Genomic DNA, 21,449 nt, shown 5'->3' on the forward strand with positions numbered 1-21,449 from the left:
CCCGGCGGCGTGGGAAGATACAGGCGCGTCTGCCTCCAGAACGGAGTTCTGTTTCCATGCGTTTCGGATATTTCCTGAACGAACGGCAAGGGCCCGACCCGCTCGGCGCGCTCCGCGACGAGATCGCCCAGGCGGCCGAGGACGGCTTCGCCTCCGCCTGGCTGTCCCACATCTTCGGCCTCGACGCCCTCACCGCGCTGGCCGTGGCCGGCTCCCAGGTGCCCGGCATCGAGCTCGGCACCTCCGTCGTGCCCACCTACCCGCGCCACCCGGCGGCCCTGGCCCAGCAGGCGATGACGGCCAACGCCGCGCTCGGCGGCCGGCTGGCCCTCGGCATCGGCCTGTCGCACCAGGTCGTCATCGAGCACATGTTCGGCCTCAGCTTCGAGCGCCCCTACCGCCACATGAAGGAGTACCTCGACGTGCTGCTCCCGGCCAGCCGGGGCGAGCAGGTCAAGGCGGCGGGCGAGACGATCAGGGCCGACGTGCGGCTCACCACGCCGGGCGCGGGCTTCCCGGTGCTCATCGCCGCCCTCGGCCCGCGCATGCTGAAGCTGGCCGGCACGGTGGCCGACGGCACGGTGTTGTGGATGACCGGCCCGAAGACGGTGGCCGAGCACGTCGCCCCGACCATCACCGCCGCCGCCGCGGAGGCGGGCCGCCCGGCGCCGCGGATCGTCTGCGCGCTGCCCGTCTGCGTCACCGACGACCCCGCCGCGGCCGTCGAGCGCGCCAACGAGATCTTCGCCGTCTACGGCACGCTGCCCTCCTACCGGGCCATGCTCGACCGCGAAGGTGCCGCCGGGCCCGGGAACGTCGCGGTGGTCGGCGACGAGGAGTCCGTGCTCGCCCAGCTCGAACGGCTGCGCCAGGCCGGGGTGACCGACTTCGTCGGCGCGACGTTCGCCGAGCGGGAACGCACCCGTGAGCTGCTCATCGGCGCGTCGAAGGGTTCATAGGGGGACATCTCAATAAACTCCGGCAAGGTGAAGCGCTTGCTGCATGGCATAGACGTGTCGAACTGGCAGGGCTCCGTCGACTGGGCCGGTCACGCCGAGGCCGGGGTCTCCTTCGCCTTCGCCAAGGCCACCGAGGGCGGCGACTGGACCGACCGGTGGTTCGCCCGCAACTGGTCAGGAATGCGCGAGAGCTGGCTGGTGTGCGGCGCGTACCACTTCGCCCGGCCCAAGGGCGACCCGATCGAGCACGCCCGGCACTTCCTGGCGGTGCTCAGGTCGGCGGGCGGCCTGCGCAGGGGCGACCTGGTGGCGCTCGACCTGGAGACCGGCGACGGGCAGCGCCCCGAGCAGGTCGCCAGGTACGCGCGCCGCTGGTGCCACCACGTCGAGCGGCACGCCGGCCTGCGGCCCTTCATCTACACCTTCCACTGGTTCGCCCGCTCGGGGAACTGCGCCGGCCTGGCCGACTACCCGCTGTGGATCGCCTCCCCGGAGAGGCCGCGCGGCGAACCCCTCGTGCCGCCGCCGTGGCGCGACTGGACAATCCACCAATATGCCAGCAGCCCACTCGACCGGAACATCTTCCATGGCACCCGCCAGGACCTGACAAGGCTGGGGTTTCACCCGCGATAGCATCGGTGTTCACCATCGAACCAGCCTCGGTGCCAGGCATCGAGCGCGATCCAAGGGAGACACCGTGTCAGCCGAGCTACGCATCACCCTCGCCGGAGCCGAGCGTGTGGTCGCGGCCGGCACGACGGCCGGTGAGGCGCTGGAGGCCGACGGCCGCACCGTCATCGCGGCCCGGGTCAACGGCGAGCCGCGCGACCTGGCCCACCCGCTGGCCCAGGACGACGTGGTCGAGCCGATCGAGGTCTCCAGCGAAGACGGCCGGGCCATCGTCCGCCACTCCACCGCGCACGTCATGGCCCAGGCGGTGCAGGAGCTGTTCCCCGAGGCCAAGCTGGGCATCGGCCCGCCCGTGGAGAACGGCTTCTACTACGACTTCGACGTCAAGCAGGCGTTCAACCCCGACGACCTCAAGCGCGTCGAGAAGCGCATGCGGGAGATCGTCAAGCAGGGGCAGCTGTTCTCCCGCCGGGCCGTCAGCGACGACGAGGCGCGCGAGGAGCTGGCCGGCGAGCCGTACAAGCTGGAGCTGATCGGGCTCAAGGGCGGCGCGGCCGACGAGGAGAGCGTCGAGGTCGGGGCCGGGCAGCTCACGATCTACGACAACCTCGACCCCAAGAGCGGCGAGCTGTGCTGGAAAGACCTGTGCCGGGGGCCGCACGTGCCCTCCACCCGGTCGATTCCGGCGTTCAAGCTCATGCGCTCCGGCGGCGCCTACTGGCGCGGCAGCGAGAAGAACCCGCAGCTCCAGCGCATCTACGGCACCGCCTGGGAGTCCCGCGACAAGCAGGACGAATACCTGAAGATGCTGGAGGAGGCCGAGCGGCGCGACCACCGCAGGCTCGGCGCCGAGCTCGACCTGTTCTCCTTCCCCGACGAGCTGGGCTCGGGCCTGGCGGTCTTCCACCCCAAGGGCGGCGTGATCCGCAAGGTGATGGAGGACTACTCGCGGCGCAGGCACGAGGAGGCCGGCTACGAGTTCGTCAACACCCCGCACATCACCAAGGAGAACCTCTACCAGGTCTCGGGCCACCTCGACTGGTACAAGGACGGGATGTTCCCACCCATGGAGCTGGAGGGCGCCCGCTACTACCTCAAGCCGATGAACTGCCCGATGCACAACCTGATCTTCAGGGCGCGCGGGCGGTCCTACCGCGAGCTGCCGCTGCGGCTGTTCGAGTTCGGCACGGTCTACCGCTACGAGAAGTCCGGCGTGGTCCACGGCCTGACCCGGGTGCGCGGCCTGACCCAGGACGACGCCCACATCTACTGCAGCCGCGAGCAGATGCGCGACGAGCTGACCTCGCTGCTGCGCTTCGTCCTCGACCTGCTGCGCGACTACGGCCTGGAGGACTTCTACCTCGAACTGTCCACCAAGGACCCGGAGAAGTTCGTCGGCTCCGACGAGGTGTGGGAGGAGGCCACCAACACGCTGCGCGAGGTGGCCGAGGCCGAGAACCTCCACCTGGTGATGGACCCGGGCGGCGCGGCCTTCTACGGGCCGAAGATCTCCGTCCAGGTGCGCGACGCCATCGGCCGCACCTGGCAGATGTCCACCATCCAGCTCGACTTCAACCTGCCTGAGCTGTTCGACCTGCAGTACCAGGCGGCCGACGGCTCCCGGCAGCAGCCGGTCATGATCCACCGGGCGCTGTTCGGCTCGGTCGAGCGCTTCTTCGGCGTCCTGGTCGAGCACTACGCCGGGGCGTTCCCCGCGTGGCTGGCGCCGGTGCAGGTGGTCGGCATCCCGATCGCCGACGCCCACGTGCCCTACCTCCAGGACGTCGCCAAGCGGCTGCGCGAGCGGGGCATCAGGGTCGAGGTCGACGCGGCCGACGACCGCATGCAGAAGAAGATCCGCAACGCCCAGAAGGCGAAGGTCCCGTACATGCTGCTGGCCGGTGACGACGACATCGCCAACGGCGCGGTGTCCTTCCGTTACCGCAACGGCGAGCAGAAGAACGGCGTGCCCGTCGAGGAGGCCATCGCCGAGATCGTCAACGCCGTGGAACGCCGCGTCCAGGTCTGACCTGCCGCTCCAGGCCCGGCGAGCCTTTCCGGCCTGCCGGGCCTGAGCCGTGCCCGGGCGGCTCCGGCCCCGGGCGGCTCCGGCCCCGGCCGGGTGTCAGTGCCGGCCGGTGTCAGCGGGGGAACAGGCGGAAGGCGACCGCGGGGCGGCCGTCGAAGCGCTTGGCGGCCTCCCGCGCGGAGTCTTCGATCAGCTCGCGGGCGTAGACCTCCGGGGCCTGGTCGGTGAGGGCCTCGATGTAGGCGCGGTGCTCCAGCAGCGACCGCACGCCCCGCTCCAGCCCGTCGGTGACGTCCACGGCGTGGGTGGGGGAGTTGGAGCCGGCGACGGCGACCCAGCGCACGCCGTTCCAGGGCGCGGCGTCCGTGTCGGGAAATATCCAGCGATTTCCGGCGTCTCCGGCGGCGTCCAGCACGGCCCGGCCCACCGCCCGGTGGTCGGGCGTGTTCCAGTACGTGCCGCCCCACGTGTCGTCGGGGTTGAGGGTGATCACCAGCTCCGGGCGGTGCCTGCGGATGGCGGCGGCGATGTCCCTCCGGAGCGCCGTCCCGTACTCGACGACCCCGTCGGCGTGGTCGAGGAACTCCACGGTGGTCACCCCCACCACGGCGGCGCTGGCCCGCTCCTCGCGCTCGCGCACCGGCCCGCAGGCGGCGGGGTCGAGCGTGTCGATGCCCGCCTCGCCGCGGGTGGCGATCAGGTAGGCGACCTCGCGCCCGGCGTCGGTCCAGGTGGCGACGGCGGAGGCGCAGCCGTACTCCAGGTCGTCGGGGTGGGCCACGACGGCCAGGGCGCGCTGCCAGTCGGCGGGCATGGGTTCGAGTCGCTGTGCCATGCCCTCACCCTAGGCCCGTCGCGGAGGGCGGAGGATCACGCCGGAAGACCGGCCCCTCGGCGCGGGTCCTATGCTGCTTGGTATGCACGATCAGGCAGGAGCCGGGGCGCCCGACAACTTCCAGCGGCTGTGGACCCCGCATCGCATGGCCTACATCAAGGGCGAGAACAAGCCGACGGGCACCGGTCCGGGCGACGGCTGCCCGTTCGACGAGATCCCCGGGATGAGCGACGAGGACGGCCTGATCGTGGCCAGGGGAGAGGTCGTCTACGCCGTACTCAACCTCTACCCGTACAACTCCGGCCACCTGATGGTCGTGCCCTTCCGGCACGTGTCCGGCTACGACGAGCTGACCCAGGCCGAGGTCGCCGAGCTGGGCGAGTTCACCCAGCGGTCGCTGCGCGCGCTGCGCAGGGCCAGCGGCGCGCAGGGCTTCAACGTGGGCATGAACCTGGGCCAGGTGGCGGGCGCCGGCATCGCCGCCCACCTGCACCAGCACGTCGTGCCGAGGTGGGGCGGCGACACGAACTTCATGCCGGTCGTGGCCCAGACGAAGGTGCTGCCCCAGCTCCTGCACGACACCCGGCAACTGCTGGCCGACGCCTGGGAGGACTAGCGACCCGCTCACCGGCCCGCCGCCCGGGGCGCTGACGGCGTCGGCCTCGGGCCTGACGCTCGCGTTCGATGCGGCTAGTCGCCGGCGTGGGCCAGGTGGGCGGTGGCGGGGGCCTCGGCCGGCTGTTCGCGGCCGAGCGCGCCGATGCCCGCCGCGAGCAGCAGCGGCACGGCCAGCGCCAGAGCCATCGACAACACCGCGGCGCCCGAGTCGTTGACCAGCATCCCGATCACGCCGCTGACCAGCGTGCCGATCAGACCGGCCCGCAGGGCGGGGGAGTGGCGGAAGGCCGCGGGCACCACGCCCGCGCTGGCCTGCTCGGGCCGCAGGATCGCGTAGACGAGGAAGGCCACGGCCGCGATCACGATGGGCATGAGGTTGGGGCTGAGCAGCGTGGCCAGCATGGCCTGGAGCTTGCGGAAGATCACCTCGAACGCCTCGCCGCTGAGCACCTGGCCCACGAACCTGCCCAGGTGCGTCTGCTCGTCGGGCGGACGCAGGTAGTTGAGCACGGCGAACGTCATCACGATCACCGCCCCGGCCACGCAGAACGCCCCCAGCTTCACGATCGACACCCGCTTGCCGGCCACCAGCAGCGCGGTCACCGCGATGCCCGGCACGAACGCGATCACGCCGCCGAAGTCGCTGCCCATGCCCGAGCCGCCCAGCACCATCGCGAACGCCCCGAGCACCACGATCGCGGCCACCCCGGGCCGCCCCGGCCAGCGGTGGGCGATCACGGTGGTGGCCAGCAGCGTGCCGGTGGCCAGCAGCGCGAACGGGATGTTGCCCAGGCCGTAGTAGCGGGCCCCGACCTCGGCGCTGTAACCCATGACGCTGTTGAGCTGCAACGTCGTGCCCGTCAGCAGGTCGCCGGCGAGCGTGAGCGCGGTGATGCCGGCCACCACGGCGAGCGGGCCGAGCGGACGGCGCCGCCAGGGCCCGCCGAAGGCCAGCGCGGTGACCACGACGACCCAGCCCAGCACCCCGGCCACCAGTTGCGTCAGGGACGACCAGGGCAGCAGGTTGACCAGGTAGCTGGAGACCGGCAGGGCGGCCAGCGCGACCGCGGCCAGGCGCACCGGTGACAGGCCCTTGCGCCGCCGCAGCAGCAGGAACGCGATCACGTAGAACAGCACCTGCAACACCGCCACGACGGTGAAGTAGACGCCCTTGACCGACCGGATGGCCTGCGCCGTCGCGTCGGCCCGGCGCAGCCGGTCGATCGTCGCGCCGGCCTCGCCCAGCTGCAGCGGCACCCCGACGACCGCGGCCGGCGCCGGCACGCCGAGCCGGGACAGCACGGTCGCGGTCAGGTCGGGCAGGATCGAGATGTCGGCGCGGCGGGTGGAGGCCGCGCCCAGCAACCGCCCCTGCGCCCCCGGCTCACGCAGCGCGGCCACCCGCAGGTGCGGCACGGAACCGTGGTCGGACAGGCCGGCGAGCAGCACGGTGGTGCCGGGCGGCAGGATCGACAGCAGCGCGCCGGCCTTGGCGTCGGCCAGGCGCAGCGCGTCGCGGCGCTCCTTCGGGCCGAGCTGCTCGGGCACCTTCGGCAGCTTGCCACTGGCCAGGTAGGGGTGGACGAGGTCGTCGACGTCCATGGCGGTCAGCGGGCACTGCTCCAGGTCGGCCGTGCGGACCTGGAGCGGGGAGGCGTGGTAGCGCTGCACCGCGCCCTGCCGGTCGGCCAGCGCGAGCGCGGCGCCGGGGCCGATCGCGATCGAGCACCGGCCCGCGGCCTTCAGCGCCTCGCCCAGCGTGCCGGCGTTGCGCTGCCCGACCACGTCGATGAGGTAGCGGTAGTCGGGGATGACCGCGCCCGCGCCCCGGGTCTCGGGGGCAGGAGGCGCGCCGCACGCGTAACCGGCGGCCGACCTGGTGCCGGCCGACACCGTGAGCCAGCCGTCGTAGGGGCAGGTGATGTTGCTGACCGTGCGCACCGACAGCGAGCCGATCGCGCTGCCGTGCGTCAGCTCCCACAGGTTGGGGGCGTCGGCCTGGTCGACGTCGTCCCAGCCGAGGCCGGGGACGCCGATGAGCGCCACCCTGCCCGCGCCGGGAGCCGAGCCGCCGGCCGTGGCCGTGCCCTGCAGGCCGAGCAGTACGGAACCGGCCAGAACGGCCAGCACCACGAGCGCGCGCCTCACCCCGACGACCTCCCGCGATCGATGACGTCCGTGGCACGCTAGAGCACGTCGCGATCCGGCGCCACCGATTCCCCTACCTTCTCACGGGCGGCGGCGGGCGCGGTCCGTCAGCCGCGCACGGGGGTGAGCCAGTGGCGGTAGCGGTCGTCGCGCCCGTGCACGGCGGCCTCGTAGGCGTCGGCCAGCTTGCCGGTGACAGGGCCGGGGCCGCCGAACTCGCAGTGGTCGACCGCGCTGACGTGCACGATCCCGGCCGCCGTGCCGCAGACGAAGATCTCGTCGGCCGTGTACAGGTCGGTGCGCAGCAGGTCCTCCCTGGTGACGGTCAGCCCCAGGTCGGCGGCCAGCCGCGCGACGGTGTCCTGCGTGATGCCCTCCAGCGCGCCGGCGTGCGGCGGAGGCGTGGTCAGGACGCCGTCGCGCACGACGAAGACGTTGGCGCCGGTGCACTCGCTGACGTTGCCGGCCGCGTTCAGCAGCACCGCCTCGTCGAAGCCCGCCTGCATGGCCTCGGACTTGGCCATCACCGAGTTCAGGTAGGGGCCGGTGGCCTTGGCCGCGGTCGGCGTCACCCGGTGGTCGTTGCGCTGCCAGGAGCTGGTCATCAGCCGCACGCCCGCCTCCAGCAGCGCGCCCCACTCCCAGGACGCGATCGAGACCACCGTCGGGCAGCCGCGCGCCGCCACGCCCATCTCGCCGTAGCCGCGGTGGGCCAGGTGGCGGATGTAGCACGAGGACTGGCCGTTGGCCGCGACCGTGGCCAGCGTGGCCGCGCGCAGCTCCTCCAAGGTGTACGGCAGCGGCATCCCGATGATCCGCGCGCTGCGCGCCAGCCGCCGCAGATGTTCGTCCAGCCGGAACACCGCCGGGCCGTCCGGCGTGTCGAAGGCCCTGGTGCCCTCCAGCACGGCGGTGCCGTAGTGCAGGGCGTGCGTCAGGACGTGCACCCGGGCCTCGCCCCAGGGCACCAGCTCGCCGTCCATCCAGATGTGCTCGGCTTCGCGCATCGTGCCGCTCCTCTCCGTAAATGGCCGCCAACAATCACAAGATGTAGGCCAATTCATTGATAAGTGGCACAGTAACCGGATAATAGTGGCGTGGGAAGAGAAGAAAACCTTGTCACCCTGGTCCGCGACCGGCTCCGACTCCACGAGGGCACGGCCAGCCGGCGGCTCGCGGGCGCGCTGACCGACCTGGCCCAGACCGGCGCCATCGCCCCGGGCACCCGCCTGCCCTCCGAGCGCGACCTGGCCCAGGCGGTCGGGCTCAGCCGCGGGACGGTCGCCGCCGCCTTCAACGCCCTGTGCGAGGAGGGCCTGTGCGAACGCCGGCACGGCAGCGGCACGTACGTGCTGGGGGTGCCGACGTTCGGCGGCCTGCTCCAGGGCGGCGCGGTGCTGGCCGACCTGTCGACCTCGGTCGTCCCCGACTCCTCGCACCTGGCGGTGCCCCCGCTGGACGCCGCCGCCCTGATGCGCGCGCCGAGCGGCCACGGCTACGACGCCATGGGCGACTCGCGGCTGCGCGCCGTGCTGGCCGTGGACGCCGGGCCGCACCGCGAGATCCTGGTGACCTCGGGCGCCCAGCAGGGCATCGACCTGGCGGCCCGGGTGCTGCTGCGGCCCGGCGACCGCGTGCTGGTCGGCGACCCGGCCTACGGTGGCGCGCTCAGCGTGTTCCGGCGCGCCGGGGCCCACGCCGTCCCCGTGGACCTCACCGACCCGGACGCCGTGCGCGACGCGCTGGCCCGCCACCGCCCGGCCGTCGTGTACGCGCTGCCGGTGGACAACCCGACCGGCCGCGTGGCCGACCTGTGGCACGTGGCCGAGCTGGCCGCCGCGGCGGACGTCCCGCTGGTGGAGGACCGGACCCTCGCGCCCGTGGTGTTCGACGGCCGGACGCCGCCGGAGCCGCTGGCCTCGGCCCATCCGCACGGCACGGTGACGGTGGGCTCGTTGTCGAAGGTGCTGTGGGGCGGCCTGCGGGTGGGCTGGCTCACCGCCCCCGAGCCGCTGCTGGCCCGGCTGCTGGAGGCCAAGCTCGACGCCGACCTGGCCACCAGCGCCGTCTCCCAGCGGCTGGCCGCCGACCTGCTCGACGGCGACCCCGTGCCGGCCTGGCTGGCCGAGCTGGCCCGCCGCCGCGACCACTTCACCGCCGCGCTGTCCGCGCGCCTGCCGTCGTGGACCTGGTCACGCCCGCAGGGCGGACTGTCGGTGTGGGCCAGGCTGCCGGGCGCCGACACCGACAGGTTCGCCGCCGTCGCCCGCGAGCAGGGCGTGGCCGTCGCCCCCGGCTCGCTGTTCTCCCCGGACGGCCGCCACCGCGACCGCCTGCGCCTCAGCTTCGCCCTGCCGCCCGCCCTCCTCGACCAGGCGGTCGCCGCCCTGGCCCGCGCCTGGCAGCAGACCGGCCGCTGAGCTCCCCACACGGACGGACGGTGCGGACGGGCCTCGGCTCAGCCGACCTTGACCTGCACCGGCTTGCTCTCGTGGTGCTGCCGGTCGAGCGAGGTGATCAGGTACGTGCCCGGCTTGGCCGAGTACGAGGCCGTCGTCACCACGGCCGCCAGGTTGCGGGCGTCGGTGGTGTGGCAGTCCTTGCCCGACTCCGGCACCCGGTACACCGCGTAGGCGCGCGCCCCCTCGGACGGCGTCCAGGACACGGTGGAGCCGCTCGCCTTGACACCGGCCGGCTTGCCGGGGGCCTCGCCGCCGCGGTCCTCCATGATCGGCAGCAGCGCCGGACGGCTGTAGTGCTCCTTGGCCACCCGGTCGATCGCGCCGAGCGGGTTGGTCAGGAGCTGCTTGGCGCTGAAGTAGATGTCGCCGTCGACCTGCTCGTAGCGCCGGTTCACCGTCAGGTGCGCCGACAGCTCGCCCGGGCTGGCCCAGGCGGCGTTGGTCCTGGTGCCGACCTGGTAGAGCGCCTGGCCGATGTAGAGCTGCACGTCGGTGCCCTTGACCGCGCCCGCCCACCAGGCCGTCAGCGTCTTGTAGTCGGCCGCCTTGAAGCCGCGCGGCCAGTAGAGCTGCGGGGCGACGTAGTCGACCGTGCCGTCCTGGATCCAGGAGCGGGCGTCGGCGTAGATCGAGTCGTAGGCGGACATGCCGGCCGTGGCCGACCCGTCGGGGTCGTTGGACTTGTTGCGCCAGATGCCGAACGGGCTGATGCCGAACTTCACGTGGTTCTTCGTGTCGTGGACGGCCGCGTCGACCTTGGCCACCAGCTTGTTCACGTTGTGGCGGCGCCAGTCGGCCAGCTTCTGGCCCTTGCCGTACTTGGCGAAGGCCGCCTTGTCGTCGAACGTGCCGCCGCCGCCCGGATAGGGGTAGAAGTAGTCGTCGAAGTGCACGCCGTCGACGTCGTAGCGGCTGACCACGTCGGTGATGACCTTGGTGACGTGCTCGCGCACCTGCGGCAGGCCGGGGTTGTAGTACAGGCCGCCGCCGTACTTGACCGTCCAGTCGCGGTGCTGCTTGGCCGGGTGGTTCGCCGGGAGCTTGGACAGGTCGGCGGTCTCGGCCGCGCGGTAGGGGTTGAACCAGGCGTGGAACTCCAGGTTGCGCTTGTGGGCCTCGTCGATGAGGAACGGGAGCGGGTCCCAGCCCGGGTCCTTGCCCGCGGTGCCCGTCAGGTACTGCGACCAGGGCTCCAGCGAGGAGCGGTAGAGCGCGTCGGAGGCGGGCCGGACCTGGACGAAGACGGCGTTGAGATTGCGCTTGACCGCGCTGTCGAGGATCTTGACGTACTCGGCCTTCTGGCGGGCCTGGCCGAGGCCGGCGCGCGAGGGCCAGTCGATGTTCTTGACCGTCGCGATCCACACCCCGCGCAGCTGGCGCTTGGGGTAGCGGGGGTCGGGCTTGCAGGCCGCCGTCGCCTCGGCGGTGGCGGGGGCGGTGGTCGTCGTCTTCTTGGTCGCTGCGGGGCTCTCGGTCGCGCCGGGGCCGAACACGTAGGCGGCGCTGGTGGTCACGACCGCGAGGGCTGCAGCGGCTAGGAGTGGGCGTCCAGTTCGCATAGTGCAACCCAGTCTGGCAGCTGCTCCCGCGTGATCGGACCTGAAAAAAGAAATGCAGTCGTGATGCTTCTGTTACGAAACGGTAGATGTGGTGATCAAACGTGCGGGCCGGGAGGGACATGCCGCCCTCCCGGCTCGGCGCCGCTCACTCCGTACCCTTCACTCGGTACCCTTCACTCGGTGGCCGCCACCTTGCTCGCCAGGTTCGGCGGCAGCGGCTCGTAGCGCAGGAACGTGCGCGTGAACGTCCCGGTGCCGTGCGACATCGAGCGCAGGTCGATGGCGTAGCGGGTGATCTCCAGCTCGGGCACCTCGGCCTTGACCAGCGTGCGCCCGGTGCCCACCGGCTCGGTGCCGAGCACGCGCCCGCGCCGCGCGGACAGGTCGGACATCACCGAGCCCACGTGGTCGTCGGCCACCAGCACCGACAGCTCGTCCACCGGCTCCAGCAGCAGGGTCGGGACCTTCGAGGCCGCCTCCTTCAGCGCGAGCTGGCCCGCGATCTGGAAGGCCATGTCGGAGGAGTCGACCGAGTGGGCCTTGCCGTCGTAGAGCGTGACGCGCACGTCCACCATGGGGTAGCCGGCCACCACGCCGCGCTCCATCTGGGCCCGCACGCCCTTCTCCACCGACGGGATGAACTGCCGGGGCACCACGCCGCCGACGATCTTGTCCACGAACTCGAACCCGCCGCCCGAGGGCAGGGGCTCGACCTCCAGGTGGCAGATCGCGTACTGGCCGTGGCCGCCGGTCTGCTTGACGTTGCGGCCCATCGCCTGGCACCGGCCGCCGAACGTCTCGCGCAGCGGCACCCGCAGCTCGATCCGCTCGACCTCGACGCCGTGCCGGTTGGCCAGGCGGTCGAGCAGCACGTCGGTGTGCGCCTCGCCCATGCACCACAGCACGAGCTGCCGGGTCTCGGCGTTGTTCTCCAGGCGCAGCGTCGGGTCCTCGGCCACCAGCCGGCCGAGCGCCTGGGCCAGTTTGTCCTCGTCGGCCTTCGACTTCGCCCTGATCGCCACCGGCAGCAGCGGATCGGGCATCTGCCAGGACGTCATCAGCAGCGGACGGTCGACCTCCGACAACGTGTCGCCGGTCTCGGCCCGCGACAGCTTGGCCACGGCCACGATGTCCCCGGCCGAGCCCTTGGCCGCCGGGCGCTGGGTCTTGCCGAGCGGGCTGGTCAGCGTGCCGATGCGCTCGTCGACGTCGTGGTCCTCGTGCCCGCGGTCGGCCAGGCCGTGGCCGGAGACGTGCACGGTCATGTCGGGGCGCAGCGTGCCGGAGAAGACGCGGACGAGGCTGATGCGGCCCACGTACGGGTCGCTGGTGGTCTTGACGACCTCGGCCACGAGCGGGCCGTCGGGGTCGCACGCGATGCCGCCGACCGGCTTGCCGGACAGGTCGGTGATCTCGGGCATCGGGTGTTCCAGCGGCGAGGGGAAGCCCTGGGTCACCAGCTCCAGCAGCTCCGTCATGCCCACCGCGTGGCCGTCGCCGAGCCCGCTGCACAGCACCGGGAAGAAGCTGCCGCGCGCGACCGCCTTCTCCAGGTCGTCCACCAGGACCTTGGTGTCGATGGGCTCGCCCTCCAGGTAGCGCTCCATGAGCGACTCGTCCTCGCTCTCCTGGATGATGCCCTCGATCAGCTCGCCGCGCCGCTCGTCGATCTGCGCCTCGTACTCGGCGCCCGGCTCCTTCTCGGTGCGGGCGCCGGTCGCGTAGTTGTAGAACTTCTGCGACAGCAGCCCGATCAGGCCGTTGACGTGCCCGTTGGTGATCACCGGCAGGTAGAGCGGCGCGACGCCGTCGCCGAAGACGTCCTGGCAGGTGGCCAGCACCTCGTCGAAGTCGGCGCGCTGGTGGTCGATCTTGGTGATCACCACCGCCCTGGGCATGGCGACCTGGGCGCACTCCTCCCAGAGCATCTGCGTGAGCCCGTCGATCCCCTCGGAGGCCGACACGACGAACAGGGCGGCGTCGGCGGCGCGCAGCCCGGCGCGCAGGTCGCCGACGAAGTCGGCGTAACCCGGGGTGTCGAGCAGATTGATCTTGATGCCGTTGTGCACGAGCGGCGCCAGCGCCAGGTTGACCGACCGCTGCTGGCGCACCTCGACCTCGTCGAAGTCGGTGACCGTGTTGCCGTCCTCCACCCGGCCCGGCCGCTGGACGGTGCCCGTCGCCGCGAGCAGCTGCTCGACCAGGGTGGTCTTGCCCGCTCCCGAGTGGCCGACCAGCACGACGTTGCGTATCGCATCCGCCCTGTCGGCCGTGGGTGCCCTGCCCGCGGCTCCCATGGCCCCGCCGGAGTTCCTTTCCGCCACTTCGCCTCCCACGTCGTCGGTGCATCCAACGCCGCGCCCGCGCGGAGGGTGTCAGGAACCGCATGGACGCGGTGTGTTCACCAAATACCCCTGTGGCGAATATCACAAGGGGTGCGGGGCAAAGAAAGTGGCCGCTCACGTGATGGCCTACGATCGGACCGCGATGCTCAAACTCCTGCGACCGGCCATGACCCGGATACTCACCCCGCTGGGCAGGGCTCTCGTCGGCCGCGGGATCGGCCCGAACGCCGTCACGGCGATCGGCACCCTCGGCACGGTGATCTCGGCCCTGCTCCTGTTCCCGCTGGGCCATCTGGCCTGGGGGGCGCTGCTCATCACCGTCTTCGTGCTGTTCGACCTGCTCGACGGCGTCGTGGCCCGGCTGGGCGGCAAGGGGGGCACCGTCTGGGGCGCCTTCCTCGACTCCACGCTCGACCGGGTGGCCGACGCCGCCATCTTCGCCGGCCTGATCCTCTACTTCGTCGCCGCGGGCGACACGCTGATGGCCGGCGTGACGCTGGCCTGCCTCGTCGCCGGGTCCCTGGTCTCCTACGCCAAGGCCAGGGCCGAGGGCCTCGGGCTCACAGCGGACGTGGGGCTGGCCGAGCGTCCGGAGCGGCTGGTCGTGGCCCTGGTCGCGACCTTCTTCTCGGGGGTCGGGGTGCCGTACGTGCTGCCGCTCGGGATGTGGCTGCTGGCGGCGGCCTCCACCATCACCGTCGTGCAGCGGGTCGTGCACGTCCACCGGCAGACGAGGGAGCGATGAGCGAGAAGACCTCCATCGGCGACCGCATCGTGGCGGCGGGTTTCGCGGCGGGCTGGAAGCTGGTCCCGCTGCTGCCCCAGCGGCCCACGGCGGCGGTCTTCCGCCTCCTGGCCGACCGGGTGTGGCGCAAGCGCGGCAAGTCCGTGCGCCGCCTGGAGTCCAACCTGGCCAGGGTCACCGGCATCGACGCCGGCAGCGCGGAGCTGCGCGAGCTGAGCAGGGCCGGCATGCGCTCCTACTTCCGCTACTTCCACGAGGTCTTCCGCCTGCCCTCGATCCCGCGGCCGGAGATCGTCCGGCGCACCCACGTCATCGGGGCCGAGCACATCCACGACACCCTGGCCGCGGGCCGGGGCGTGGTGCTGGCCCTGCCGCACATGGGCAACTGGGACGCGGCGGGCGCCTGGCTGGTCGGCGTCGGCCACCCGTTCACCACGGTCGCCGAGCGGCTGAAGCCCGAGTCGCTGTTCCGCCGCTACGTCGCCTTCCGCGAGGGGCTCGGCATGGAGGTGCTGCCGCTCACCGGCGGCGACGGCCACAACTTCGGCACCCTCGCCGGCCGCGTGCGCAAGGGCGGCGTGGTCTGCCTGCCCGCCGAGCGCGACCTGACCAAGAGCGGCATCGAGGTGCGCTTCTTCGGCGCCGCCACCAAGGTGCCGGCCGGGCCGCCGCTGCTGGCCGTCCAGACCGGCGCCGCGCTGCTGCCGGCCACCGTCTACTTCGTGGGCGACGACTGGGGCATCCACATCCACGAGGAGATCCCGGTGCCGGCCGAGGGCACCCGGCAGGAGAAGGTGGCGGCCGTCGCCCAGGCCATGACGGACGTCTTCGAGAAGGGCATCGCCGAGCACCCGGAGGACTGGCACATGTTGCAGCGGCTCTGGCTGGAGGACCTGCCGCGATGAAGGTCGGCATCGTCTGCCCCTACTCCTGGGACATGCCGGGCGGGGTCAAGCAGCACATCGACGACCTGGCCCAGGCGCTGATGGCGCAGGGGCACGAGGTCTCGGTCATCGCGCCCGCCGCCGACGACGACGAGCTGCCCCCGTACGTGACGGGCGCCGGCCGGGCGGTGCCGGTGCCCTACAACGGGTCGGTGGCCCGGATGTCGTTCGGGTTCCTGTCGGCCGCGCGGGTGCGGCGCTGGGTGCGTACCGGCGACTTCGACGTGCTGCACATCCACGAGCCGCTGATCCCGAGCCTCGGCGTGCTGGCCTGCTGGGCGGCCAAGGGGCCGATCGTGGCCACCTTCCACGCCTCCTTCACCCGCTCGCGCGCCATCGCCGTCGCCGAACCGCTGCTGCGCAGCGCGCTGGAGAAGCTGAGCGGCCGCATCGCGGTCTCCGACGCGGCGCGCAAGAGCCTGGTCGAGCAGTTCGGCGGCGACACCGTGCTGATCCCCAACGGGGTGACCGTGGCCCGCTACACCGAGGCCGAGCCGCTGCCCGGCTGGGGCCCCGACGGCGCCACGATCGGCTTCCTCGGCCGCATGGACGAAGAGCGCAAGGGCCTGCCGATCCTCCTCGACGCCTTCAACGCCCTGGCCGCCGAGCGTCCCGGCCTGAAGCTGCTCATCGCCGGGCCCGGCGACGCCAAGGACGTCTACGACAAGGTGCCCAAGCCCTTCCACGAGCGGGTCACCGTGCTCGGCATGGTGAGCGAGGCCGACAAGATCCGCGCCTACCACTCGGTCGACGTGTTCTGCGCCCCCAACACCCGGGGCGAGAGCTTCGGCATCGTGCTGGCCGAGGCCATGGCCTCGGGGGCGACGGTGCTGGCCAGCGACATCCCGGCCTTCCGCAAGGTGCTGGGCGAGGGGCAGGCCGGCGCGCTGTTCGCCAACGGCGACGCCGCCTCGCTCGCCCGCGAGGCCGCCGCCCTGCTCGACGCCCCCGAGCGGCGTGCCAAACTGGCCGCCGAGGCGCTGGTGGCGGTCAGGAAGTACGACTGGTCCACGGTCGCCCGCGACGTGGTGCGCGTCTACGAGACGGTGACCACCAGCGGCGCGGGCCGGGTGGAGGAAGACCTGTGACCGCCTGCCGAGAGCTCCTGTAGGGAACCGCTGTGACATCCACCATGATCGTGCTGATCGTGGGCATCGTCGTCGTGCTCACGGCCGTCTACATCTCCTGGCGCGCGGGCCGGCTCGACCGCCTGCACATCAGGCTCGAACTGGCCCGCGAGGCGCTGGACGCCGCGCTCATGCGGCGCCGGGCCGTGGTGCTCGAACTGGCCGGCTCACGCCTGCTCGACCCCGCGACCTCGCTGGTGCTGGCCGCCGCCGCCCACGAGGCCAGGATCGCCGGGCCCGAGGAGCGCGAGCACGCCGAGAGCGACCTGTCGCGGGCCCTGCGGGCCGCGGTGGACCAGGAGCGTTTCCGGGAGAAGCTGGCCGAGGCGCCCGGCGGCGGCGACCTGCTGGAGGAGCTCGACGCCGCGGTGGCCAAGGTCGTCTATTCGCGCCGGTTCTACAACAACGCAGTCGGGGTCACCCGTACGGCGCAGCGGCGCTGGCTGGCCAGGACGCTGCGATTGGCCGGTCACACCGAGTTCCCGGAATTCTTCGAGATTGATGACAATCCGCCCGCAACTATGTCGCTTGAATGACCAAATGTGGGGAGGCCGGTAAGCTTCTCCCGATTTCTGGGCAAAGGCGAGGAGTTGTTGCAAGGTGCGGCTATCCCGGATGATCTCGGTGACTCTGGCAGGGGCGGCCGTGCTCGGGCCCGTCGCGGCCTGCTCGTCCGACGAGCCTCCCGCGTCCGGCAAGGCGCCGCAGGCGGCCACGGCCGCCCCCTCGGAGGAGCCCACCGAGAAGGCCGAGGGGCACCCGTTCACCGGGCAGCCCTTCGAGGAGCTCAAGCCGGTGCTCGCGGTGAAGATCGAGAACACCGCCGCGGGCAAGCCCCAGCTCGGGCTCAAGAGCGCGGACGTCGTCTACGTCGAGCAGGTCGAGGCCGGCCTGACCCGGCTCATGGCGATCTTCTCCTCGAAGATCCCGGCGAAGGTGGGCCCGGTGCGCAGCGCCCGCATCTCCGACCTGCACCTCGTCCCGCAGTTCGGCAAGCCGGCGTTCGCCTACTCCGGCGCGCAGACCAAGATGTTGCCGTTCATCGCCAAGGCCCCGCTGTACGACGTCGGCGACACCCGCAACCCCGGCGCCTACTTCCGCCAGCCGGGCCGCTACGCCCCCTACAACCTGTTCGCCAACACCAAGAAGCTGCTGTCGGGCGCGCCCAAGGCCACCGAGGCCAAGGACATCGGCTTCACCTTCGGCGACGCGCCCGCCGAGGGCGGCGTGGACAAGAAGTCGTACACCGTCAGGTGGCCCGCGGCGCGCTTCACCTTCGCCTGGTCGGAGGCCAAGAAGCAGTGGCTGATCTGGCAGGACGGCAAAAAGGACATGGCGGCCGAGGGCGGCCAGCTCGGCGCGCCCACGATCGTCGTGCAGTACACCAAGACCGAGCGCTCGCAGTTCCACGACTTCCACCAGAGCTACACCCCGCTCGTGCACACCACCGGCAAGGGCAAGGCCGTCGTGCTGCGCGACGGCAAAGCCTACGCGGCCAACTGGGAACGGGAATCGGAGGAGACCGGCACGACGTTCACCACTGAGAGCGGCGAGCCGATGAACTTCGCCCCCGGCCAGGTCTGGATCGCGCTCGCCAGCCGCAAGCCCGTCACCCCTTGATGACCGTTCTGTATAACTTGAGCGGCAAATCCTGACATCGTGGCATGTCGGGGGAGGGGTCCATCAGGACCTACGATGGGTTTGATAACTTACCGTCCGCCCTGAGAGCCCGTGAGGAAGACCTTGTCCAGCACGCCTGAAAGCACCCCCGTCACCGGAACGGCCCGCGTCAAGCGCGGCATGGCCGAGATGCTCAAGGGTGGCGTCATCATGGACGTCGTCACCCCCGAGCAGGCCAAGATCGCTGAGGATGCCGGCGCCGTCGCCGTCATGGCCCTTGAGCGTGTGCCCGCCGACATCCGCGCCCAGGGCGGCGTGTCCAGGATGAGCGACCCCGACATGATCGACGGCATCATCGCCGCCGTGTCGATCCCGGTCATGGCCAAGGCCCGCATCGGCCACTTCGTCGAGGCCAAGGTCCTGCAGTCGCTCGGCGTCGACTACGTCGACGAGTCCGAGGTGCTCACCCCGGCCGACTACGCCAACCACATCGACAAGTGGCAGTTCACCGTGCCCTTCGTCTGTGGCGCCACCAACCTGGGCGAGGCCCTGCGCCGCATCACCGAGGGCGCGGCCATGATCCGCTCCAAGGGCGAGGCCGGCACCGGCGACGTCTCCAACGCCGTCACCCACATGCGCACCATCCGCGCCGAGATCAAGCGCCTCACCACGCTGCCCGAGGACGAGCTCTACGTGGCCGCCAAGGAGCTGCAGGCCCCCTACGAGCTGGTCGCCGAGGTCGCCAGGAGCGGCAAGCTGCCGGTCGTGCTGTTCACCGCGGGCGGCATCGCCACCCCGGCCGACGCCGCCATGATGATGCAGCTCGGCGCCGAGGGCGTGTTCGTCGGCTCGGGCATCTTCAAGTCGGGCGACCCGGCCAAGCGCGCCGCGGCCATCGTCAAGGCCACCACGTTCTACGACGACGCCGACGTCGTCGCCAAGGTCTCGCGCGGTCTCGGCGAGGCCATGGTCGGCATCAACGTCGACGAGATCCCGCAGCCGCACCGGCTGGCCGAGCGCGGCTGGTGAACCGGCGCGTCGCCGCAGGCCGGCGGCCCGCCGTAGGTCCATGATCGTCATGTGACGATGAAAAGCTTCGTAAGAGGCGGCATTCGCGAAGAATGTCGCCTCTTTCGTGTTGTCCGCGGTTCACCGGCCTGTCATGAGACTCGGTCAGGCTACGGGCGTCCCTCACCCTTGATCGTCCCGAGGAGCGCACCGTGTCCCAGCTGAACCGACGGCACTTCCTGGTCACCGGCCTGGCGGCGGGCGCCGCCGCGGCGATCCCCGCCACGGCGGCGAGCGCCGAGCCGGACCCCGCCGCGGAGACCGGCGCGGCCCTGGCCTCGCGCGGGCTGTCCACCGACCCGTTCACGCTCGGCGTGGCCTGCGGCGACCCCGACCACGAGGGGTTCGTGCTGTGGACCAGGCTGGCGCAGAACCCGCTGGCCGAGGACGGCTTCGGCGGCATGCCGCAGCGCCCGTTCCCGGTGCGGTGGCAGGTCTACGCCGACGAGCGCGGGCGCCGCGTCGTCCGGTCGGGGGTGGCCGTCGCCGTGCCGGAGTGGGGGCACAGCGTGCACGTCGAGGTCGACCGGCTGAGCTCGGACCGGGACTACTGGTACCGCTTCCGCGTCGGCCCGTACGTCTCGCCCATGGGACGGGCGCGCACGGCCCCGCACCCGCTGTCCTACGGCGGCGCGCTGTCGATGGCCTTCGTCTCCTGCGCCCAGTACGAGCACGGCTGGTTCACCTCCTACCGCAGGCTGGCCGAGGAGCACCCGGACCTGATCCTGCACCTGGGCGACTACCAGTACGAGTACACCAAGGACACCTACACCATCCCGGGCGGCAACGTCCGCGACCACGAGGGCCCCGAGACCGAGACCCTGGCCGGCTACCGCCAGCGGCACGCCCAGTACAAGGCCGACCCCGACCTGCAGGCCGCGCACGCCGCCGCGCCCTGGCTGGTCGTCTGGGACGACCACGAGCTGGACAACAACTGGGCCGACGAGGTGCCGGAGAAGCCGGAGGTGCCCCAGCCGGACTTCCTGGCCCGCCGCGCCGCCGCCTTCCGCGCCTACTACGAGAACATGCCGCTGCGCCGCACGTCGATCCCGCGCGGCATCGACATGCAGCTCTACCGGCGGATCCGGTGGGGCAGGCTGGCCACCTTCCACATGATGGACACCCGCCAGTACCGCGACGACCAGGGCTGCGGCGACGGCTACCGCGACTGCCCGGCCGCCGTGGACCCGGCGCGCTCGATCACCGGCGCGGCGCAGGAGCAGTGGCTGATCGACGGCTTCCACCGCTCACGCGCCCAGTGGGACATCCTGGGCCAGCAGGTGTTCTTCGCCCAGCGCGACAACAACGCCGGCCCCGCCAAGATCACCTCGATGGACGCCTGGGACGGCTACGTCGCCTCCCGCCGGCGCATCACCCAGGGCTGGGTGGACGCCGAGGTGCGCAACCCGGTGGTGCTGACCGGCGACGTGCACGCCCACTGGGCCAGCGACCTCAAGCTCGACTACGACGACCCGACCGGGCCCACCGTGGGCTCGGAACTCGTGGCCACCTCCATCACCACGGGCGGCGACGGCGCGGACTCCGACCCGGCGACGCATCCGTACCTGACGATCAACCCGCATCTGAAGTTCTACAACAACCAGCGCGGATACGTGCTGACGAAGATCGAGCGCGACCTGCTCACGGCCGACTTCAAGGTCGTGCCGCAGGTGCGCGAGCCTGGGGCGCAGGCGTACACGCGGGCGACGTTCGTGGTGGAGGACCGGGTGCCGGGGGTGCGGCAGACGTACCTGCGGCCGCTGGACCCGGCGATCGGCGCCAGGAAGCAGGTGACGGTGGAGGACACCGTCCGGCTGGAGACCGAACGCCCGTAGCCCTGAGGCAGGCGGCGTCCCCGGGGGCTGGGACGCCGCCTTTTCTTCGCCCGGAATATTAGCCAGACTAAGTTAGTTGGGCTAAGTATGAGGGACGATCCCACCCAGATGGCCGAGCAGGTCTCCAAGGTGCTGCGCCACCTGGTCCTGCTGCTGCGGCGCTCCAGCGCCGGCCAGCCCGTCACCACCCAGCAGTACGCGGTGCTCGGCTCGCTCGAACACGGCCCGCGCCGGATGACCGAGCTGGCCGAGGAGCACGCCGTCCAGCTGCCGACCATGACCGTGCAGATCAACCGGCTGGAGTACGCGGGCCTGGTGGCGCGCGGCTCCGACCCGGCCGACGCCCGCGTCAGGACGGTCGAGCTCACCGGCGAGGGCCGCGACCGGCTGCACGCCGTGCGCCGGGCCAGGATCGCCCGCCTCGCCCAGGACCTGGCCGCGCTCACCGACGACGAGCGCGACGTGCTCGCGGCGGCCCTGCCGGTCCTGGCCAAGCTCGGCATCGACAGAACCACCCAGTAAGGG

The 21,449-nt window shown here is 71.8% G+C and carries 18 protein-coding genes; 13 read left to right on the top strand and 5 right to left on the bottom strand.

What is annotated here, in order from left to right; genetic code table 11:
- The first annotated feature begins 56 nt into the window (after positions 1-56).
- From ABT158_RS36280 to thrS, 3 genes are all read left to right on the top strand, one after another.
- On the top strand, positions 57-959 hold the full coding sequence (locus ABT158_RS36280; protein ID WP_352361378.1) for an LLM class F420-dependent oxidoreductase: 903 nt from the start codon (positions 57-59) through the stop codon (positions 957-959).
- A gap of 36 nt (positions 960-995) precedes the next feature.
- Positions 996-1,592, top strand: coding sequence for a glycoside hydrolase family 25 protein (locus tag ABT158_RS36285; protein ID WP_352361380.1), 597 nt, complete (start codon positions 996-998; stop codon positions 1,590-1,592).
- 64 nt (positions 1,593-1,656) lie between these two features.
- Positions 1,657-3,618, top strand: coding sequence for a threonine--tRNA ligase (thrS, locus tag ABT158_RS36290; protein WP_352361382.1), 1,962 nt, complete (start codon positions 1,657-1,659; stop codon positions 3,616-3,618).
- Between the two features lie 112 nt (positions 3,619-3,730).
- Here the strand turns inward: thrS and ABT158_RS36295 are convergent, their stop codons facing one another.
- Positions 3,731-4,453: a PIG-L deacetylase family protein gene (locus ABT158_RS36295; RefSeq protein WP_352361384.1), complete on the bottom strand. Its 723-nt coding sequence runs from the start codon at positions 4,451-4,453 to the stop codon at positions 3,731-3,733.
- Between the two features lie 82 nt (positions 4,454-4,535).
- Here ABT158_RS36295 and ABT158_RS36300 point away from each other — a divergent pair, with 82 nt between their 5' ends.
- Positions 4,536-5,069 carry an HIT family protein gene (locus ABT158_RS36300; protein ID WP_352361386.1) on the top strand — a complete coding sequence of 178 codons (534 nt, stop codon included), beginning with the start codon at positions 4,536-4,538 and terminating at the stop codon, positions 5,067-5,069.
- 74 nt (positions 5,070-5,143) lie between these two features.
- Here the strand turns inward: ABT158_RS36300 and ABT158_RS36305 are convergent, their stop codons facing one another.
- On the bottom strand, positions 5,144-7,219 hold the full coding sequence (locus ABT158_RS36305; protein WP_352361388.1) for a hypothetical protein: 2,076 nt from the start codon (positions 7,217-7,219) through the stop codon (positions 5,144-5,146).
- 107 nt (positions 7,220-7,326) lie between these two features.
- On the bottom strand, positions 7,327-8,226 hold the full coding sequence (locus ABT158_RS36310; protein ID WP_352361390.1) for a branched-chain amino acid transaminase: 900 nt from the start codon (positions 8,224-8,226) through the stop codon (positions 7,327-7,329).
- A gap of 90 nt (positions 8,227-8,316) precedes the next feature.
- On the opposite strand from ABT158_RS36310, the gene ABT158_RS36315 reads away from it, so the two are divergent.
- The gene (locus ABT158_RS36315; RefSeq protein ID WP_352361392.1) at positions 8,317-9,639 is read left to right on the top strand and encodes an aminotransferase-like domain-containing protein; all 1,323 of its coding nucleotides are present in this window, start codon (positions 8,317-8,319) and stop codon (positions 9,637-9,639) included.
- Between the two features lie 38 nt (positions 9,640-9,677).
- Here the strand turns inward: ABT158_RS36315 and ABT158_RS36320 are convergent, their stop codons facing one another.
- Together ABT158_RS36320 and ABT158_RS36325 are read right to left on the bottom strand one after the other, a co-directional pair.
- Entirely contained in the window at positions 9,678-11,195 is a 1,518-nt protein-coding gene (locus ABT158_RS36320; protein WP_352361394.1) for a glycoside hydrolase family 10-like protein, read from the bottom strand.
- A gap of 218 nt (positions 11,196-11,413) precedes the next feature.
- Positions 11,414-13,564 (bottom strand): elongation factor G-like protein EF-G2, encoded by a 2,151-nt coding sequence (locus ABT158_RS36325; RefSeq protein ID WP_352361396.1) that lies wholly within the window; start codon positions 13,562-13,564, stop codon positions 11,414-11,416.
- Positions 13,565-13,727: 163 nt separating this feature from the next.
- Here ABT158_RS36325 and pgsA point away from each other — a divergent pair, with 163 nt between their 5' ends.
- The 8 genes from pgsA (at position 13,728) to ABT158_RS36365 (ending at position 21,446) form a co-directional block, all read left to right on the top strand.
- The gene (pgsA, locus tag ABT158_RS36330; RefSeq protein WP_352361398.1) at positions 13,728-14,330 is read left to right on the top strand and encodes a phosphatidylinositol phosphate synthase; all 603 of its coding nucleotides are present in this window, start codon (positions 13,728-13,730) and stop codon (positions 14,328-14,330) included.
- On the top strand, positions 14,327-15,235 hold the full coding sequence (locus ABT158_RS36335; RefSeq protein ID WP_352361400.1) for a phosphatidylinositol mannoside acyltransferase: 909 nt from the start codon (positions 14,327-14,329) through the stop codon (positions 15,233-15,235). The genes pgsA and ABT158_RS36335 overlap by 4 nt, the downstream gene beginning before the upstream one ends.
- A complete protein-coding gene (locus tag ABT158_RS36340) occupies positions 15,232-16,362 on the top strand; it encodes a glycosyltransferase family 4 protein (protein WP_352361402.1) in 1,131 nt (376 codons plus the stop codon). The genes ABT158_RS36335 and ABT158_RS36340 overlap by 4 nt, the downstream gene beginning before the upstream one ends.
- 32 nt (positions 16,363-16,394) lie before the next feature.
- The gene (locus ABT158_RS36345) at positions 16,395-16,937 is read left to right on the top strand and encodes a hypothetical protein (RefSeq protein WP_352361404.1); all 543 of its coding nucleotides are present in this window, start codon (positions 16,395-16,397) and stop codon (positions 16,935-16,937) included.
- Positions 16,938-17,016: 79 nt separating this feature from the next.
- Positions 17,017-18,021 carry a DUF3048 domain-containing protein gene (locus ABT158_RS36350; protein WP_352361406.1) on the top strand — a complete coding sequence of 335 codons (1,005 nt, stop codon included), beginning with the start codon at positions 17,017-17,019 and terminating at the stop codon, positions 18,019-18,021.
- Positions 18,022-18,132: 111 nt separating this feature from the next.
- Positions 18,133-19,050: a pyridoxal 5'-phosphate synthase lyase subunit PdxS gene (pdxS, locus tag ABT158_RS36355; protein WP_352361408.1), complete on the top strand. Its 918-nt coding sequence runs from the start codon at positions 18,133-18,135 to the stop codon at positions 19,048-19,050.
- A gap of 191 nt (positions 19,051-19,241) precedes the next feature.
- Entirely contained in the window at positions 19,242-20,924 is a 1,683-nt protein-coding gene (locus ABT158_RS36360; protein ID WP_352361410.1) for an alkaline phosphatase D family protein, read from the top strand.
- 87 nt (positions 20,925-21,011) lie between these two features.
- Positions 21,012-21,446 (top strand): MarR family winged helix-turn-helix transcriptional regulator, encoded by a 435-nt coding sequence (locus tag ABT158_RS36365; protein WP_352361412.1) that lies wholly within the window; start codon positions 21,012-21,014, stop codon positions 21,444-21,446.
- The last annotated feature ends 3 nt before the right edge of the window (positions 21,447-21,449 follow it).

It is taken from the genome of Nonomuraea sp. NPDC001636, assembly GCF_040298265.1.
Lineage (GTDB): Bacteria > Actinomycetota > Actinomycetes > Streptosporangiales > Streptosporangiaceae > Nonomuraea.